Source organism: Streptococcus sp. HMSC065E03, assembly GCF_001815045.1.
Lineage (GTDB): Bacteria > Bacillota > Bacilli > Lactobacillales > Streptococcaceae > Streptococcus > Streptococcus parasanguinis_AD.
In genome coordinates, this window is the sequence record NZ_KV818852.1 from 94,329 (window position 1) to 112,112 (window position 17,784).

Here is a 17,784-nt window from a genome sequence, read left to right on the forward strand (position 1 = left end):
ATTGAGAGGCTAGGACTTTTGTCCCAGCCTCTTGACGGGCCTTCCCACAGGATGGTTTAGCCCAATTTATTATTGGCCATGATTTCATCAATAAAGCCATATTCAAGTGTTTCTTGTGCGCTCATCCAATTATCACGTTCCGCATCAGCATGCACTTTTTCAATGGATTGACCTGAATTTTCCGCAAGGATTTTTTCCAAGTTATTCCGTGTTTTGAGCAAGTGTTCTGCTGCAATCGCCATATCGGTTTGTTGGGTACCACCACCAGTACCACCCATTGGTTGGTGAATCATGTACTCGGCGTTTGGCAACATGAAGCGTTTGCCCTTCGCACCGCTTGAAGCGATAATTGTTCCCATAGAAGCTGCCATCCCCATGACAATGGTTTGGACATCTGACTTGATAAAGTTCATGGTATCTACGATGGCAAGACCTGCAGAGACAGAGCCTCCTGGTGTATTGATATACATATAGATATCTTTTGTATTATCTTGGGCATCCAAGAAGAGCAATTGAGCGATAATGGAGTTAGCCATTTGGTCCTCAACGGGTCCTGTTACCATGATAATTCGATCTTTCAACAGACGGGAATAAATATCGTAAGAACGTTCTCCACGACTGGTTTGTTCAATAACTACTGGAATCATCTATTCTTCTCCTTTAGTATCCATTCATTCTCACGATTCGTGAGGTTCAAAGTATATGTGCTATTATAAACCAATGGTCAAAAAAGGTCAAATCTTAAGCACCTTTCGGACGAATCATGAATGGTTTCTTATTTGGTACCGAATAAACGGTCACCCGCATCTCCAAGACCAGGAACAATGTAGCCATGTTCATTCAAATGATCATCGAGGGCTGCTGTAAAGATATCAACATCTGGGTGAGCTTCTTGAAGAGCTTTCACCCCTTCTGGCGCTGATACCAAGCAGACAAATTTGATATGGCTAGCGCCACGTTTTTTCAAGGAATCAATCGCTAGAATAGCGGATCCACCCGTAGCAAGCATCGGGTCTACTACAAAGATACGACGTTGATCAATATCTTCTGGCAATTTCACCAAGTATTCAACTGGTTTCAAGGTTTCTTCATCACGGTACATCCCGATATGGCCAACCTTAGCAGCTGGTACCAAACTCAAGAGACCATCAACCATCCCAATCCCTGCACGAAGAATTGGGACAATAGCCAATTTCTTACCTGCGATTTGTTTTTGAACGGTTTTGGTAATAGGAGTTTCAATTTCAACATCCTCAAGAGGCAATTCACGCAACACTTCGTAGCCCATCAACATAGCAATCTCATCTACCAATTCACGAAAGGCCTTCGTAGAGGTATCTGTACGACGAAGAATAGACAATTTGTGTTGAATCAGTGGATGTGTAATAACTTCTAATTTTCCCATTTTGAGATCCTTCTTTCTAAGCTGTTATTATTCAAAAAAGAGCTATGATAAAAGTGGAGTCAAGCTCTACTCTTTCTTTCAGTCCCTCTTTGATACTCACAGCACATGGAAATCTTCATTTCCAACTTTACATTCTTCTTATTATACCAAATTTTACAAAAAAAAGAGAGCCCTTACACTTAATTTTTTAAGTTCGGACTCACTCTTTCTATCAATCAATTACAACCATTCTTTGTATTTCTTAATATAGATACGTTTGACAACCGTCACACTCAGCATATAGAGGACGATAATCGCAAACAATAGAACAAAGTACAATCCATTTAGTTGGCTCAACTTCAAGATAGAAGCCAAAGGACTATATGGAAGGGAGGTTACAAAGAAGGCTGCTGCTAAGGTCGTCACCACGACTGAGAAGGCTGGACGACTTTGGATAAATGGCAGTTTTGGTGAACGCAACATATGAATAACCATGGTTTGAGACCACATAGATTCGATAAACCATCCGGTTTGAAACACCATGATAAAGGCTGCTGCATCTGTTGCTCCATGGTTGTAGCCATGACCTAAAATCATAGGAACAACAAGGAAGTAAAGAAGCATGTAGGTAATAATATCAAATACAGATGAAATTGGACCAATCCAGGCCATAAAGCGCATGATAGAGTTTGCTTCCCAGATACGAGGTTTCTTGAGGAATTCCTTGTCGACATTGTCAAAAGGAAGGGCGATACAAGAAAGATCATAGATAAGATTGAGCACAATCAAATGAACAGGAGCCATTGGAAGGAAAGGCAAAAAGATGCTGGCGAAGAGCAGAGAGAAGATGTTCCCGAAGTTAGAAGAGACCGTCATCTTGATGTACTTGGTCATATTGGCATAGACCTTGCGGCCTTCAACCAAACCTTTTTCAAGGACCATCAAATCCTTATCCAGAAGGATGACATCTGCCGTTTCCTTGGCGATATCCACAGCGGTATCCACGGAGATCCCAACGTCTGAGACCTTCATGGATGGAGCATCGTTGATCCCATCTCCCATGTAACCAACCTTGTGGCCATTATTCTTGAGGCAGAGGATGATCCGCGCTTTTTGATCTGGTGATAGTTTGGCAAAGACCGTTGTTGTTTCCACAACTTCTGCTAACTCTTGGTCTGTCATCGTATCGATTTCGCTTCCCAAAAGAATCCGCTCGACATCTAGTCCTACTTTTTCACAGACAGCTTGGGTGACCTTTTCATTGTCCCCAGTTAAGATCTTGGTGGTTACCCCATATTCTGCAAGAGCTTTGATTGCTGGAGCTGCAGAAGGTTTTGGTGGATCAAGAAAGGCAAGGTAACCGGTTAGGATCATGTCTCGTTCATCTTCAACACTAAAGATGTCATTTTCGTCCAAGTCGGTTTTGTAGCTGACGCCCAAAACACGAAGACCTTGTTCATTTAATTGAGCAACTTCAGCGAGGACCTCTTGACGGACTTCATCTGTCAGGCGTTTAATCTCCCCCTTGTACTCAACATAAGTCGATACAGAAAGCATTTCTTCCAAGGCACCCTTGGTCACCATGCTGACCACACCGTCTTCGTCTTTGACAATGACACTCATGCGACGACGTTCAAAATCAAAGGGCAATTCATCAATCTTATGGAAGGTTTGATCCAGATCGCGAACAATCTCATGTTTCTTGGCTTCTTTCTGGGTCCGATTGATAATCGCTCGGTCCATCAAATTTTTTAGCCCGGTTTGGAAATAGGAATTCAAGTAAGCTCGGCGAAGGACTGATAGATCCAATTCGCCATGGATATCAAGCGGATACTCCAAAACGATTTCATCTTGGGTCAAGGTACCTGTCTTATCAGTACACAAAATATCAATAGCCCCAAGGTCTTGGATGGCATTGAGTTTTTTGATAACGACTTTTTCCTTGGCCATGATGATGGAGCCCTTAGCAAGACTCGCCGTAATAATCATCGGCAGCATTTCCGGAGTCAAACCAACCCCAACGCTGAGGGCAAAGACACCCGCTTCTAACCAGTCACCATCTGTGAGACCATTGATCACAAAGACAACGGGCACCATCACTAACATGAGCCGAATCAAGAGCCAAGAGATGGTATTCATTTCTCTCTCAAATGAGGTTGGTTCGTCATAGGTGTTGATGGTTTGCTCAATAGCTCCCATCATGGTTTCATCCCCCACGACCAGGACCAAGGCTGTTGCCCGTCCGGAGATGACATTGGTTCCCATGAAGGCCAAGCTTTCACTCGCCAAGAGACTATCTAAATTTTGACTCTCAGCCTTGCTGAGACAAATCTTTTCAACAGCATCACTTTCCCCTGTAAGACCAGATTGTTGGACAAAGAAGTCACGGGAATCGATCAAGACCACATCTGCTGGAATCATATCGCCGGCACTCAGTTTGATCACATCTCCTACGACGATTTCATCGATCGGAATTTCTTGTTCTGATCCATCACGAAGAACGGTCGCTGTATTGACAATCATACGTGATAAGTTGCTAGCTGCTTTGTCGCTCCGCAATTCTTGAATGAAGCGGATACCACCAGAGATCAGGACCAAGGTCACAATGATGATGGAGGTCGTTGGATCCTGTTCACCTGGTTTTGCTAGCCAGACATTAGTAATGAAGGAAACCAGCGCAATGACTAACAAAATCACTGTAAAAGGATTGATGATGGATTCGTAGATCTTTTTGATCATGGAATCTTCTTGACCTTTTGTGATGACATTTTCGCCATAGGCATCGCGGTTTTCTTCTACTTGATCGTCAACTAAACCAAGGGCACTGGTTTTGTAGTTGGCAAAGGTGCTTTCAAGTGGTTCTTGAAGAGCAGCAATGAGTCTTTCTTTATTTGTTTGCATTGGTATCTCCTTTTTCAATCAGGAGCCAATCACTTTTGGAGTCCCTACGACACAAATCAGCGATTGGCTGGTTCGGTGCGGTTCGGGATGATCGTCGATTTGTATCATAGCTCTCTCCTTTCTCTTTTCTTGGTAAGGCATAAAAAAGAGTCCTACCCTCGATCGGTAGGACTCATGAAACTCGTCATTTATTTTTCAATCAAAACTCTCAAAAAACTGACCGTCCAAGCTTTAGCTCCACAAGGCAATGAAATGAGCTTAGTCTTGACCTTTGCGATCAGGACTGTTAACCAACGAGTAGTGTCTCCACTGCTTTGCGGTAGTCATCCGTATCCTTGTGGTAGCCTCACCTACCGTATTTCGAGTTTATTTTACTCCTTCACTCACAGAAAGTCAACACTTATTTGTGAAAAGTTTCCACCAAGCGTTTGGTGATTTCTTCAATGAGGGTGAAAGGGGCTGCTACATTGAGGCGAGCATGCAAGTTTCCTTCTTTTCCAAAATCTGTTCCACGGTTCAAAATCAATTTGGCTTGGTCATGAATTTTAGCATGCAGCTCATCATCGGTATAAGGATAGGCTGAAAAGTCCAACCAAAGAAGATAGGTGCCTTGGGGTTTCATGACACGGATTTTGGTCTTTTCATGCAATTCATCTACCACATAGTCGATGTGTTTTTCAAAAACTTGCTTGAGCTCTGTCAACCAAGGCTTGCCATGACGATAAGCCGCTTCTGTAGCAATATACCCTAAGCCTGAGATTTCATGTTGATTATTAGTCAATTGCCGTTGTTTAAAAGCCGTACGAAGCTTTGGATTTTCAATGACCACATAGGAATTTTTTGTTCCTGCAATATTGAAAGTCTTGGTTGCACTGGTTAAGATCAAACTGAAGTCTTTAAAGATTGGATCAACCGTGTTAAAGCTGGTATGACGGTGGCCAAACAAGGCCAAATCTTGGTGGATCTCATCTGAAACGAGAAGGACACCATGTTTTTGACAGAGGTGGCCGATTTTTTCCAAGACTTCACGATCCCATACACGGCCTCCAGGATTGTGCGGATTACACAAAACATAGAGTTTAACTTCTTGCTCCACAATGTCTTTTTCGAGCTGATCAAAATCAATTTGGAAAAGACCATCCTTTTCAACTAATGAATTTTCGATCAATTTTCGACGATTGAGTTTGACACTTCTGGCAAATGGAGGATAGACCGGCGTATTGATTAAGACAGCATCCCCTTCCTTAGTAAAGGCTTGAATAGCTGTTGAAATGGCTGGAACAACACCTTCGATAAAGACGACAGCTTCCTTGTCAAAGGAATAGCCGTGCTCTTCTTTTTCCCAATCAAGGATAGACTGGTAGAGGGTATCCGATGCGTAGGTGTAGCCATAGACCATTTGGTCCGCATAACCGATCACCGCTTCTCGTACTTCTGGAATGACATTAAAATCCATGTCCGCGATCCAAGCCGGAATGATTTCTGGATCTGTCTCTGTTTCTTTCCACTTGTAGGTATGGTGGGTCAAGCGATTCGGTAAAGTCGTGAAATCATATTTGGTCATCTTAAGCCTCCAATGCTTGTTTCAAATCTTCAATCAAATCATCCGCATCTTCAATTCCGATGGACAAACGAAGCAGATCATCTGTCAAACCGTATGAATGGCGAACTTCTGCAGGAATGTCCGCATGGGTTTGAGTGGTAGGATAAGTGATCAAGCTTTCAACTCCGCCAAGACTTTCTGCAAAGGTAAAGACTTGAAGGGAATTCAACAAGTTAGGAATTTTTTTCTCATCTTGAATTTTAAAAGAGACCATTCCACCTTTTCCAGTGTAGAGGACTTCTTTGACCTGAGGGGAGGTTTTCAAAAACTCGACCACCTTGCGAGCATTCTCTGTAGAGCGCTCCATCCGGATAGAGAGCGTCTTGAGACCACGGATCAGCAGATAGCTGTCAAATGGGGAAAGAACAGCACCTGTCGTGTTCAAGTTGTAAAAGAGTTTGTCATACAAGTCCGCATCATTAGTCACGACAACACCAGACAAGACATCGTTGTGACCAGCTAGGTACTTGGTTGCTGAATGTAGGACAATATCTGCTCCCTCTTCAATCGGACGTTGATAGATTGGGCTATAGAAAGTATTGTCCACCACGACTTTGGCACCTTTTGCATGGGCCAATTTGGCTAAATGAGCAATATCAAATTCCAACATCAATGGATTGGTTGGTGTTTCAATATAGAGGACATCCACCGGATCATGATCTAGATGGTGGATCAGTTCTTCTTCTGTATTGGCATAGGTGAAAGAGAAACGACCTTCTTGCTCTTGTTGGTTAAACCAGCGGAAAGAACCTCCATACAGGTCACGAACGGCTAAGACTTTTGAACCAACAGGGAAAATGCTAAAAGCAAGCACAATAGCTGACATTCCAGAGCTTGTCGCCAAAGCATAGTCTGCACTTTCGATAGCTGCCAAAGTCTTCTCAGCCGTTGCGCGTGTTGGATTTTTCGTACGGGTATAGTCAAAACCTGTAGACTGACCAAATTCTGGGTGTTGGTAAGTCGTAGAGAAATGCAAAGGAGTCGTCAAAGCTCCCGTTGCTTTATCCGACTTGATTCCTGCCTGTGCCAAGATAGTATTGATATTGCGTTTTTTACTCATATTGCCCTCCGATAAACATTCAATCTAACTGCTTACTATTTTATCACTATTATGAGGAGAGCGGTTTTCCCATTTTCAAGACCTAGCTATAGTTTCAAACTATAAGAAAAGAGAGTGGGACAGAAATCGTTAATTCGTTAGAATTCGATTTCATCGTCCCACCTCCGCACAGTTGAGTAGGGCTGTAAAAGCTGATGAAATCAGCGTATTAGAGCCCACTCAACCACTGCATCTTGCTCGACATCCAAAAACAATTGAGAGGCTAGGACTTTTGTCCCAGCCCCTCAGGTTTATTTAATCCGAAATTTTTGTCTAAGACGTGCAGCTTGACCTCCGATAAAGCGGTCAAAATACCGTAGCCATAATCCTAAGGCTCCATAGATAACAACTCCTAATCCGCCAATGACGATGATATAAATCATGCTCGATACACGGCCATTTGGTGGGAAAATCCAGCCCAAAATCAAACCAGCGATCAAGACTCCAAGTAGCATCACCAACGTTAGAATTGAGCCAAGTAATGTGCGCTTGAAGACGATGGTCCGATTAAACTGAGTAATGCTTTGGATCTCCCGATACATGAGTACGATTGGTACCAGTAAGGCGATAGTTGTTGACAAAAGCGGCCCATAAGAACGAAAGACCAGAATAAATGGAATTTGGAGGACCAATTTCACCACTACTCCATAGAGGAAGTAGCGAATAGCTTTGCGGTTTTGGAAGAGAGCTTGAATCATTGGGGACAAGACTGTGTAAAGACCCAAAATCACCGTCTGCAACATCGCTACGATAAAGAGTCCCAAAGCCAAGCCATCTGGTTGTCCATAAAATACTGTATAAAGTGGTTTTGCGACTGCAACTGCACCAAAGGTAGCTGGAAGCAAGAAAGCTAGCAACATGGTCAAGTTATCCTGTACAAGCTTGCCTGCAGCTTTTAAGTCGCCCTTGACATAATTCTCAGTCAACAGAGGAATCCCAACTCCCCCAATCGAAGTCGCTACTGCGATCAAGATCATGGTGATTTTGTTTGGATTAGCAGAGAAATAACTAAACATGACCAACAGCTGTTTCTGACTATAATCTGTAAACCAAGACATGACATTGATAAAGGTCATCTGGTCGACAATTTGGAAGAGCTGAATGGCGGAACCTGTGATGATAAAAGGAATGGCCTCACGGATAGTATCCATGAGAAGCGCACGAGTATCGATTCCTTCACTTCCCTCTTGCTTTCTCAAAATAGATGAGAGCAAGCCTGTTTTTGCAAGGTAATAAAAGAGAACCAGAAGGCTCGCTCCCATCCCGATAAAGGCAGCAAAGGTCGACTGCGTAACAGCCTGCACATAATCTCCTGAGCCAATCTTCATAATGAAGAAGGTCGTAAGCAACATCCAGATGACCCGGATGACTTGCTCTGCAATCTGGCTAATGGCGTAAGGTTTCATGTTGTTAAAACCTTGGAAAAATCCACGAATGACACTCATCGAAGGAAAGATCAAGACAGCCCAAGAAAGGCTCTGCATGATCGGAATCAACTCTTTTCCCCCACCTGAAAGGCTCGCAAAGACAGGAGATAAAAGATACATGAGAATGGCAAATCCAAGGCCTAGAATTCCCATGAATTTCAAGAAGCCCCGAATCAAAGCAAAGCTATGATCGGCTTGGTCCCGGGTATTGTATTTGGCTACTTGCTTGGCAACAGCTACAGGTACCCCAGCTGTTGAAATCAAGAGAAACCAAGCGTAGATATTGTATCCCATTGTAAAAAGACCATTGGCTTGTGGCCCATATTTTCCCATCCAAATATACCAAGGAATAATATAAGCGGCTCCTAGCAAACGGCTGATAAAATTGCTGGCTGTCATCCAGGCAGTCCCGCGTAGCATCTGGGCTTGCTGGTCATTTTGTTCGTGACTCATAAACGTCCTCTTTCGTTTCTTCTTCTCTTCATTATAAACTTTTCCATGTTACTTGTAAAATTCAGACTTTCGGTTTACAATAGTTTTATGATTACAATTGAACAAACCCTCAACATTTTAAAACATGACCAAAATTTCCGAGAAGTTCTAATGAATGGTGAATACCATTACCATCTAGAAGGAACAAGTTTTGATGCCATTAGCTATGATAGCCGTAAGGTGTCTGCTAGCACCCTCTTTTTTGTCAAAGGGGCCAATTTCAAAAAAGAATACCTGGAACAGGCTATTTCTAATGGGCTCGGCTTTTATGTCTCTGAAAAAGATTATGAAGTTGGTATCCCTGCCATTCTTGTCAATGATATCAAGCAAGCCATGAGCTTAATTGCCATGGAGTTTTATGGGCACCCTGAGAAACAATTAAAATTATTAGCTTTCACAGGGACCAAGGGAAAGACAACAGCGGCCTACTTTGCTTACCATATTTTGGAACAAGGCCACCGACCAGCTATGCTGTCTACCATGAATACGACACTGGATGGTAAAAACTTCTTTAAATCAACCCTGACCACACCAGAGAGTTTGGATCTTTTTGCTATGATGGCTCAGGCAGTAGCGAATGATCGGACCCACCTCATTATGGAAGTTTCCAGTCAAGCTTATCTGGTGAAACGGGTTTACGGTCTGACCTTTGACGTTGGCGTTTTTCTAAATATTAGTCCTGACCATATTGGACCGATTGAACATCCAACTTTTGAGGATTACTTCTACCACAAACGTCTCCTCATGAAGAATAGCCAAGCTGTTGTCATCAATAGCGATATGGATCATTTCTCTGTCTTGAAAGAACAAGTCGAGGACCAGGAGCACGACTTCTATGGTAGCCAGTCTGAGAATCAAATTGAAAACTCCAAAGCTTTCAGCTTCTCAGCTACTGGTAAATTAGCTGGAGACTATGATATCCAACTCATTGGTCGCTTCAACCAAGAAAATGCTGTGGCTGCAGGTCTCGCCTGCCTTCGCCTAGGAGCGAGCCTCGAGGACATCCGAAAAGGGATTGCTAAGACGCGGGTTCCTGGCCGAATGGAAGTCTTGACTCAGCAAAACGGTGCTAAGGTCTTCATTGACTACGCCCATAATGGAGATAGCTTGAAAAAACTGCTCTCAGTTGTCGAAACCCATCAAACGGGGACCATTTCACTGGTCCTTGGATCAACTGGGAATAAAGGAGAGAGCCGCCGCAAGGATTTTGGCTTGCTCTTAGAAGACCATCCTGAAATTCAAGTCTTCCTCACAGCGGATGATCCCAACTATGAAGATCCTTTGGCCATCGCTGAAGAGATTAGCAGTTTCATCACGCGCCCTGTAGAGAAAATCGCAGATCGCGAACAAGCCATTCAACGGGCTATGACAACTACCAGCAAGCCTGAAGATGCTGTCATTATCGCAGGAAAAGGAGCTGACTGCTACCAAATCGTCAATGGCATTAAAGAAGAGTATCCGGGTGACGCCGCCATCGCTGAACGTTATCTTTAATCAAACGAAACAAGGCTAGGAAAATTTCCTAGCCTTGTAATGTAAACAAACTAGTTAAAAATAAAATAAGCGAGGCGTATCTAGAAAAAATCAGTTCAAATTTTTAAAATGAATCAAGAAAACACCAAAACTTTCCGCTGTGAGAAAAGTGCTTGAAACATTACGTTTCAAGCACTCGGGAGTTTTGAAACTTTAGGTTCAAAACTAAGTCATGGAACTTCTTAGAAGTTCGCTGACGTCCGCACTCACCTAAGGAAAGTTTTTAAGATGACTTTGTCTTCAATCAGAGGCTAGGAAGTTCTCCCAGCCTCTTTCTATTACTTAATAAACATCAGTCTTTCCTTGTCCAAGTCCACTGCTAATTCATATTTACCTTCATCATTTTTGCGGATATAACCTAAGACTTCTAAACTATCGACAAAGATGTCCTTGCGCTTTTGCTGGACTTCATCTTTTTTGAGGAACTTGAGCAAAAAGCTAGTCATATACTTGAGAGCATACTCCGGATTGACATCTCCCAAAATGGCATAGAGCTTCTCTTGCTCCTCTGTCAATGAATATTGCTTTGCCACCTTGTAGAAGTAATTGGCAAGAGTCTGTGCATTTCGCTCGAAATCAGTCTCCTCTATGAGAATCGCTCCATTGGTCGTGTTGCGGAGTTCCGTTTGGAAGACCTTGGCTTTCAGTTCCTGATAAAATTCACTATCCTCTCGGACAAAGACCTCTTGATCCAGTTCAACCCGATCAGCTGACTCCAAGAAGGGCAGGTTGAGGGTGTAGCGTTTATTTTCTCGAAGGATCAAGCCCGCTTTGATATACTCCTCCATCAGCTTATCCACTGGTTGATCTGGAAATTGGGCCTTGATTTGCCGCAGAATCACATCGTCGTGCTGATCCAAATAGTTGATCAAGTCCTTGAAAAATGGCTGACGTGTCAAACGTGTGGGATTAATGATTGTAATCATCCAAATACCTTTCTTTAAACTGTAGATGGGGAGACTGGGCTAACTGACTCGGATTGGTTCCGGGTTGATTCAGAGGTACAGCTAGTCCTAGTTCTCTGTAGTAGGCTTTCCAAAAGGAACTAATCTCTTCTTCTCCCTCTCCAAACTTCATTGGAATGGTCTCAAAAATAGGAAGAATTGCTGCTACAAACTGGGAACAATAGAAACCATCTCCATCTGGATAAAAGGAAGCATTGTAGGGAGAACCTAAAAGGTTTTCCGACAACTTTTTGACCTCTTTGAGATCGATTTTCGGATAGCGATAAAGGTCATAAACTTTTCCAGCTTCAAAGAAGTCCTCAGGAACCTGGGCAAGGACGCCACCTTCCACCGTAGCATGATAGACCTGTCCGTCCAAAAAGATAGCCACGTGACTGTAGTTACCTGTAGAAGCCTGGATAGCCTGCCCCATTTCTGTATCTTCTCTCACAAAAATCAAATCACCATTTTCTAGCATATTTCTCTCCTAGAAAAAAAGGAGCCTAAACTCCTTTTTAACAATGGGTATCCCCATCTATCATTAAGCATTAAAGCTTTCAGTCAATTGAGGAACCACTTGTTTCTTACGTGAAACGGCACCTGGAAGGAAAGCGTGGTTGTTTTCAAGTTTGAAGTTGAAGGCTGCTTCTACCTTATCCATATTAGCACCAAGAGCCAAAATTTCTGAGTTTGAGTTGACGATGTCTGTAATCATCAAAACAAAGTCAGAATAGCCGTTAGCTGCATTTGCTGCTTGGATAGCTGCTTCGATTTCAGCTTGGCGTTCCAAGACTTCCGCAATATCAACTGTATTCACTTGAGCCACACGAACGTTATTTCCGTTCAATTCAAAAGTCTTAGCATCGATGTCGATCAATTCTTCTGCTGATTTGCTTGCCAAGTTGGTACCAGCCTTGAGCATGGCAAGACCGTATTCTTCCAAGTTGACACCAGCCAATTCAGCCAATTCTGGCGCAATCACTTTATCAGATGGGTGTGTTGTTGGAGATTTCAACAGAAGGGTATCTGAAATCAAACCTGAAAGCATCAAACCTGCCAATTCTTTTGGCACTGCTACACCGTGTTCTTTGAACATGCGGAATACAATAGAAGATGCTGATCCAACTGGTTCCAAACGCATGTAAAGTGGACTTGCCGTTTCAAAGTTAGCCACACGGTGGTGGTCCACCACACCGTAAACTTCTACTTCAGCGATATCTGAAACAGATTGTTGGAATTCATTGTGGTCTGTTAAGATGACTTGCTCTGCACCTTCTGCTTTAGCCGATGTGATCACGCGTGGTGCTTCCACACCAAAATAATCCAATACGAAAGCTGTTTCTTCATTTGGAGTTCCTAGAGCCACTGCTTCTGTATCCAAACCATATGCTTCTTTTGCAAGATAAGCAAAGGCTACTGATGAACCGATAGCATCTGAGTCAGGATTTTGGTGACCAAAAACAAGAATTTTTGACATATTTCTACCTCTTTATTTCATTTATAGATTCACTCTATTTTAACACGTTTTTCCGTTTAAAGAAAGGGAAGAACAATGCATTTCACTAGAAAAAACAGTTGGGAGCACCAACTGTTTTTCTTCTTTATCCTTTGACCCGTTTCAGGTAATCTTGGTAACTTTCTGTTTCCATCAAATCTTTTGCATTTTGAACCCGTTCTTTTGTCGGTGGTTTCACACCCTCCAATTTGTAGGGAATGCCCAATTCACGCCATTTGAATTCCCCCATGGTATGATAAGGCAGAATTTCAAATTTATCGACATTTTTTAGGGTTTTAACAAATTTTCCAAGCTCGATCAAGTCATCATCCCGGTCCGTTAAACCTGGCACCAAAACGTGACGAATCCATACTGGTTTTCCAATATCAGACAAGTACTTGGCACACGCTAAGATCGTTTTATTGGTATGGCTGGTCACAATTTTGTGTCGTTCATCATTGATTTCCTTGATATCAAGAAGCACCAAGTCTGTCACCGCCATCAAGCGGTCAAATTTTTCCAAATAACGAGGTGTATTCCGGAAAGGAAGGGCACAGGTATCCAAGGTACAATGAATGCCCAACTCTTGAGCCTTAGTAAAAAGTGCAAACAAAAAGTCAATCTGCAAGAGGGCTTCTCCACCACTGACAGTGATTCCCCCTTTTTCGCCCCAAAATCCACGATAACGGAGGGCTTCTTCTAGGACATCATCCACTGTCCGTTCACGGGACTTGTTGGTTTCCATTGCCCAAGTATCTGGATTGTGGCAGTATTGACACCGCATTTGACAGCCTTGAAGGAAGACAATAAAGCGGATCCCAGGCCCGTCTACTGCACCAAAACTTTCTGTTGAGTGTACCATTCCTGTTACTTTTCCATAGTCAACTGTTTCATTTTCCATTGAGGAACCTCTTCTCTTGAAAACGTTTTATGATTTTATTATAACACGATTCCATCTATTTTAAAGAGTTTAAGCCTCTTTTTGAAAAGAAACTGTTCTTTTCAGTATGTTTCATTGTCCTAGTACAGTTTCCAATATGGGACTAACTGTCCTGTATTTAAGGAGAAAAAAAGGAGCCAGCAACTCCTTTTTAGATCTTTCTTATGAAACACGTTAGTAAGTCATCCTTTTTTTCTTATACCAAACAAGACTGACCGTAGCTACTACCACTCCAAAAAGAGCTAGATAGCTTGTTTCTTGTCCAGTAGATGGAAGGATTTTCCGTTTACCTGGTGTCTTAGTTTCTGTTACTGCCTCTTCCTTGTCTTCTTGCTTCTCATCTTCGTTCTTGCCCTTCTCTTTATTTTCAGCTGTTGAACTCTTTTGTTCATTAGCTTGGTCCTGATGAGGGACTAGTTGAGTTCCTGTATTCGATGAAGAAGGGCTGGTTTGTTCCGTTGCTTGTCCTATATTTCCTTGTTGATCATCCGTCGGCGTTCCTGGAGTTTGTGCTCCACTAAAGTCGATTTGGACCAAGACAGGATCATGGTCTGATGCACGACCATGTTCCTTCATAAAGGAAGCATTGATATGGACTGGTTCAAACCTTGCTTTGGCTGCCATGTTGTTTGAGATAAAAATGTTATCCAAAACTTGATTGCTACCACGGTAGAAATAAGAATAGCGATCACCTGCATCATGTTGGGACATTAAGTTGGTTAGCTCATTGCCCGCAAGGATCTGTGCTGTGGTTGAGAAATCGTAATCATTAAAATCACCCGTCAAAACGAAGGTCGTCTTCGGATTTTGCTTCAATCCTTCTTGGACGAATTGATGGATGACACTAGCTTGTGCTTCACGAGTTGGCAAGGTATGTTCCACTGCTGGTTGGCTTGCCCCATAAATAGCATCATCTCCGATTTTTGATTTCAAGTGATTAGCAATCACCACAACTGGTTGACCTTTGAATTCAAACTCAACAGCTAAAGACTTGCGAGTATGATTAAACGATGGGTCATTAGGGGCAATCCGAGCTGGATTTTTAACCAGGTGTCCCTTGTCAAATTGTGCTGCTTCGTTGCTAGTCGCTACCTCTTTCTTGGCTAAGGTCACACGTTCTGGATTGTAGAGAATTCCTAAGCGAATATTGGAACCTGGCTTTCCTCCGTCAGCGCCATCTACTGGAGCAACCTCCGTATACTCATAGCTCTTGCCACCCAATTCCTTGATCCGATTGGCTAGTTTGCGTCCACTTTCAAGACCACTGGTCGTCCCGTCATCCACACTACCATTATTGTCCTGCACTTCGATCAAAGTGATAATATCCGGATTGTGAATTTCATGGATAAAGGAATTGGCAATCAGCGTCACCTTATCCTCTGGCGTTTCATTTTTGTCATTGTTAGCCGAGAAATTTTCAATATTATAGGAAGCGATGGTCAGCTTGTCCTCACTTGGTTGGGTTTGAGCTGCTTGACGCTGCAAGCCACCATCTTGAACTGTCAACTGTTGAGTGGGCTCTACCTTATAAAAGCTATTCCGATAAGTCACCACTCCTGTCACATCTTCTGCAAAGTAATCTTTGGCTTTTGCGACAAACTGATTACCAACATAAATCGGGATCGTCGCTGTATTTTGCGCATGTGGCCGTAGATTCAGACCTCCAATATTGTTTAAAGGAAGGCCTGTAAAATCTTCTCCCAATACATAGATATCTCCTTTGTACTGGGGACCAAGGACATGCGGTTTCTTCACCACCGTGAGCATTCCTTCCAGGCTTTCCCAATAATCGAGGGCATCGGTTTCTGGAGCATAAGCAGTCGGATTAGGCTTCACATCTGCTGGCATGCCCGCAGTGATATTCACAGCTTCTGGAAGAGGGGCTGTCCCGTCTTTGGTGATCCAAGTATCGACCAGCATGGTCACCGTTAAACTATTCGTTGGTTCCTTAAAGGTCTTCCCAGCTCCCAAGGTGACTTCTTCCATATAGCCTTCCTTGACAGTACCTGTTATTTTAACTTTGTCGCCGACCTTGACCTTGTATTTGGAAACTACATAAATCCCATCTGAAGTCCGACTATTCCCATCCGATTCAATATCTTGGGCATAAAAACCATAGCGGTCTGTCTTGGTCACCACTACATTTTTGATGGCTACCTTTTGGCCTTCCAGTGGAGAGCGTTGCGATTCCCCTTGAATGTCCCCGATCTTAACCGTTTTCTCCTCAGTAGCGTCTGAGGAACTGCTAGATGTCTCTTCTTTATCACTCGAAGCTCTCGTCGTAGCGTCTGTAGTTGTTGTTGTAGCGAAAGTCGAATGATTTGTCGAGCTTTCCTCGCTGCTAGTATTCGTCACAAGCGCTGGCTCTGAAGTCGAAGCTGTGGTCTCGTCTGCAACTACCGTGAGGGCACTGCTAAAGACCCCCAACTGACTAGCCAATAAGGTGGCTACTCCCAGTAGGCGAATCTTTTTACCGTTTTTTCTCATGCGTTTCTCCATCCCTAAAAAGTTTTCCTCTTTTATTATAAGGGAATGACTTTGCATTTTCAAGCGCTTTCAAAAATATTTTTCAAAAAGAAAAACACTTCGACCCAAAAAGATCGAAGTGTCAAGAACTTAAGCTAAAATTGCCAGTGTCTGATACGGTTTCAGAATTACTTTTTCAGAAAGCTTTACATTCTCATAGTTGGACAAGAGCACGCGCCATGCTTGGTAGTCTTCTGGAATCGCTACTTCAACTTCACTTCCATAGAAATGATTGAGTACCAAGAGTTTTTGACCGTCTAAGTGGCGTTCAAAAGCATAGACTTCTTGACTATCTTCCAGTGCTGGCTGGTAGCTTCCTTCTGAAATGATCCGCATTTCTTTGCGCAAGCGAATCAATTCTTTATAGAAGGTAAAGATTGGTCCATCCATCTCCTTTTCAACGTTGAAGTCTTTATAGGACTTCCCAACTTTCAACCATGGCGTGCCTGTTGAAAAACCGGCATTTAGAGAAGCATCCCATTGCATGGGCGTACGTGAATTATCACGTGACTTAGCTTGGATAATCTTGAAGGCTTGCTCAGGTGACTTGCCTTGGTCCAAGTGCATTTGGTAAGCATTGATGGACTCCACATCCACGTAATCTGCCATCGAATCATAGTCTGGATCAATCATGCCGATTTCTTCCCCCATATAGATATAAGGGGTCCCACGTGACAAGTGAATGCTAGCTGCGAGCATGGTCGCTCCTTCATTGCGGAAGTTCTTGATATCTACAAAGCGATTCAAAGCACGAGGTTGGTCATGGTTATTCCAGAAAAGGGCACTCCAACCACCACGTTCACTCATTTCCTTGCCCCAAGTATGATAGAGACGTTTGAGCTCTTGCAGGAAGAAGGCTTTATCGAGACTGTTCAAGGGATGGGGTCGCAAATTTGTAGGCAAGCACACTTTGACTTCCCCGTTTCCCAATTAACCAGCTATCAAGAAATCGTCAAAGCTTCTGGTCTTCGCTCAGAAACCAATGTCATTCGTTTGGAACAAATCAGTATCGATGAAAAAGGAGCTAAAAAGACAGGTTTCCCTCTTCACCGTTTGGTTTGGAAAGTAACCCGGCAACGGGTGGTGGATGGTGTCGCTTCTGTCTTAGATATTGATTACCTAGACAGAGAGCTGATCCCTGGCCTGACCAAGGAAATTGCCCAGCACTCTATCTACCAATATATAGAAGAAGACTTGAAATTGCAGATTGGCTATGCCAAAAAAGAAATCTTGATTTCACCAATCGATAATCGTGACAAAGTCTTACTGGATCTTGGAAAAGACAAACACGTGGAAACTGTCCGTTCCCAAGTTCACCTAGCAGACGGACGCCAATTCCAATTCACCGAAAGCCGACACAAATTAGACAAGTTTCATTTTGTCGACTATGCAGAACGGAGGAAATAAAGGAGGCTGGGACAAAAGTCCTAGCCTCTCAAT

Annotated in this window: 12 protein-coding genes, 2 pseudogenes and 1 riboswitch; of the genes and pseudogenes, 2 read left to right on the forward strand and 12 right to left on the reverse strand. The window is 43.1% G+C overall.

The genetic code is table 11. From position 1 onward, the window contains the following. Positions 1–56 precede the first annotated feature (56 nt). The 6 genes from clpP to HMPREF3002_RS05170 all read right to left on the reverse strand — a co-directional run bounded on the left by clpP (position 57) and on the right by HMPREF3002_RS05170 (position 8,867). Entirely contained in the window at positions 57–647 is a 591-nt protein-coding gene (gene clpP / locus HMPREF3002_RS05145; protein WP_021153673.1) for an ATP-dependent Clp protease proteolytic subunit ClpP, read from the reverse strand. Between the two features lie 128 nt (positions 648–775). Beyond that, positions 776–1,405, reverse strand: a complete 630-nt coding sequence (upp, locus tag HMPREF3002_RS05150) for a uracil phosphoribosyltransferase (RefSeq protein WP_003005574.1) — start codon at positions 1,403–1,405, stop codon at positions 776–778. A gap of 219 nt (positions 1,406–1,624) precedes the next feature. Further along, positions 1,625–4,285, reverse strand: coding sequence for a magnesium-translocating P-type ATPase (gene mgtA / locus HMPREF3002_RS05155; RefSeq protein WP_023918811.1), 2,661 nt, complete (start codon positions 4,283–4,285; stop codon positions 1,625–1,627). Between the two features lie 207 nt (positions 4,286–4,492). Continuing rightward, a riboswitch (M-box (ykoK) riboswitch) is annotated at positions 4,493–4,650 on the reverse strand. A gap of 35 nt (positions 4,651–4,685) precedes the next feature. Next, a complete protein-coding gene (locus HMPREF3002_RS05160) occupies positions 4,686–5,849 on the reverse strand; it encodes a MalY/PatB family protein (protein WP_023918813.1) in 1,164 nt (387 codons plus the stop codon). A 1-nt stretch (position 5,850) separates the two neighbouring features. Beyond that, positions 5,851–6,948: a cystathionine gamma-synthase gene (locus tag HMPREF3002_RS05165; protein ID WP_070665456.1), complete on the reverse strand. Its 1,098-nt coding sequence runs from the start codon at positions 6,946–6,948 to the stop codon at positions 5,851–5,853. Positions 6,949–7,238: 290 nt separating this feature from the next. Then, positions 7,239–8,867 (reverse strand): putative polysaccharide biosynthesis protein, encoded by a 1,629-nt coding sequence (locus HMPREF3002_RS05170; RefSeq protein WP_070665457.1) that lies wholly within the window; start codon positions 8,865–8,867, stop codon positions 7,239–7,241. An 87-nt stretch (positions 8,868–8,954) separates the two neighbouring features. Here HMPREF3002_RS05170 and HMPREF3002_RS05175 point away from each other — a divergent pair, with 87 nt between their 5' ends. Then, on the forward strand, positions 8,955–10,400 hold the full coding sequence (locus tag HMPREF3002_RS05175) for a UDP-N-acetylmuramoyl-L-alanyl-D-glutamate--L-lysine ligase (protein WP_070665458.1): 1,446 nt from the start codon (positions 8,955–8,957) through the stop codon (positions 10,398–10,400). 317 nt (positions 10,401–10,717) lie between these two features. Here HMPREF3002_RS05175 and HMPREF3002_RS05180 read toward each other — a convergent pair whose 3' ends face one another. The 6 genes and pseudogenes from HMPREF3002_RS05180 to HMPREF3002_RS05205 form a co-directional block, all read right to left on the reverse strand. Beyond that, on the reverse strand, positions 10,718–11,365 hold the full coding sequence (locus HMPREF3002_RS05180) for a DUF1803 domain-containing protein (RefSeq protein ID WP_070665459.1): 648 nt from the start codon (positions 11,363–11,365) through the stop codon (positions 10,718–10,720). Continuing rightward, positions 11,349–11,861, reverse strand: coding sequence for a YiiX/YebB-like N1pC/P60 family cysteine hydrolase (locus HMPREF3002_RS05185; RefSeq protein ID WP_070665460.1), 513 nt, complete (start codon positions 11,859–11,861; stop codon positions 11,349–11,351). Before HMPREF3002_RS05185 ends, HMPREF3002_RS05180 begins: the two co-directional genes overlap by 17 nt. Positions 11,862–11,924: 63 nt before the next feature. Further along, complete coding sequence (locus tag HMPREF3002_RS05190; protein ID WP_070665461.1) at positions 11,925–12,860, reverse strand: manganese-dependent inorganic pyrophosphatase; 936 nt, start codon at positions 12,858–12,860, stop codon at positions 11,925–11,927. A 124-nt stretch (positions 12,861–12,984) separates the two neighbouring features. Beyond that, a complete protein-coding gene (gene pflA / locus HMPREF3002_RS05195; RefSeq protein ID WP_070665462.1) occupies positions 12,985–13,779 on the reverse strand; it encodes a pyruvate formate-lyase-activating protein in 795 nt (264 codons plus the stop codon). Between the two features lie 213 nt (positions 13,780–13,992). Beyond that, positions 13,993–16,305, reverse strand: coding sequence for an endonuclease/exonuclease/phosphatase family protein (locus tag HMPREF3002_RS05200; RefSeq protein ID WP_070665463.1), 2,313 nt, complete (start codon positions 16,303–16,305; stop codon positions 13,993–13,995). 129 nt (positions 16,306–16,434) lie between these two features. Next, positions 16,435–17,199, reverse strand: a pseudogene (locus tag HMPREF3002_RS05205) (alpha-amylase family glycosyl hydrolase); the annotation flags it as partial. On the opposite strand from HMPREF3002_RS05205, the pseudogene treR reads away from it, so the two are divergent. After that, a pseudogene (treR, locus tag HMPREF3002_RS05210) lies at positions 17,173–17,751 on the forward strand (trehalose operon repressor); the annotation flags it as partial. The pseudogenes HMPREF3002_RS05205 and treR overlap by 27 nt on opposite strands. Positions 17,752–17,784 lie beyond the last annotated feature (33 nt).

Bases quoted from the DNA above. Each gene is read 5' to 3' on its own strand.
- clpP (WP_021153673.1), bottom strand. From the start codon at position 647: ATGATTCCAGTAGTTATTGAACAAACCAGTCGTGGAGAACGTTCTTAC.
- upp (WP_003005574.1), bottom strand. From the start codon at position 1,405: ATGGGAAAATTAGAAGTTATTACACATCCACTGATTCAACACAAATTG.
- mgtA (WP_023918811.1), bottom strand. From the start codon at position 4,285: ATGCAAACAAATAAAGAAAGACTCATTGCTGCTCTTCAAGAACCACTT.
- HMPREF3002_RS05160 (WP_023918813.1), bottom strand. From the start codon at position 5,849: ATGACCAAATATGATTTCACGACTTTACCGAATCGCTTGACCCACCAT.
- HMPREF3002_RS05165 (WP_070665456.1), bottom strand. From the start codon at position 6,948: ATGAGTAAAAAACGCAATATCAATACTATCTTGGCACAGGCAGGAATC.
- HMPREF3002_RS05170 (WP_070665457.1), bottom strand. From the start codon at position 8,867: ATGAGTCACGAACAAAATGACCAGCAAGCCCAGATGCTACGCGGGACT.
- HMPREF3002_RS05175 (WP_070665458.1), top strand. From the start codon at position 8,955: ATGATTACAATTGAACAAACCCTCAACATTTTAAAACATGACCAAAAT.
- HMPREF3002_RS05180 (WP_070665459.1), bottom strand. From the start codon at position 11,365: ATGATTACAATCATTAATCCCACACGTTTGACACGTCAGCCATTTTTC.
- HMPREF3002_RS05185 (WP_070665460.1), bottom strand. From the start codon at position 11,861: ATGCTAGAAAATGGTGATTTGATTTTTGTGAGAGAAGATACAGAAATG.
- HMPREF3002_RS05190 (WP_070665461.1), bottom strand. From the start codon at position 12,860: ATGTCAAAAATTCTTGTTTTTGGTCACCAAAATCCTGACTCAGATGCT.
- pflA (WP_070665462.1), bottom strand. From the start codon at position 13,779: ATGGAAAATGAAACAGTTGACTATGGAAAAGTAACAGGAATGGTACAC.
- HMPREF3002_RS05200 (WP_070665463.1), bottom strand. From the start codon at position 16,305: ATGAGAAAAAACGGTAAAAAGATTCGCCTACTGGGAGTAGCCACCTTA.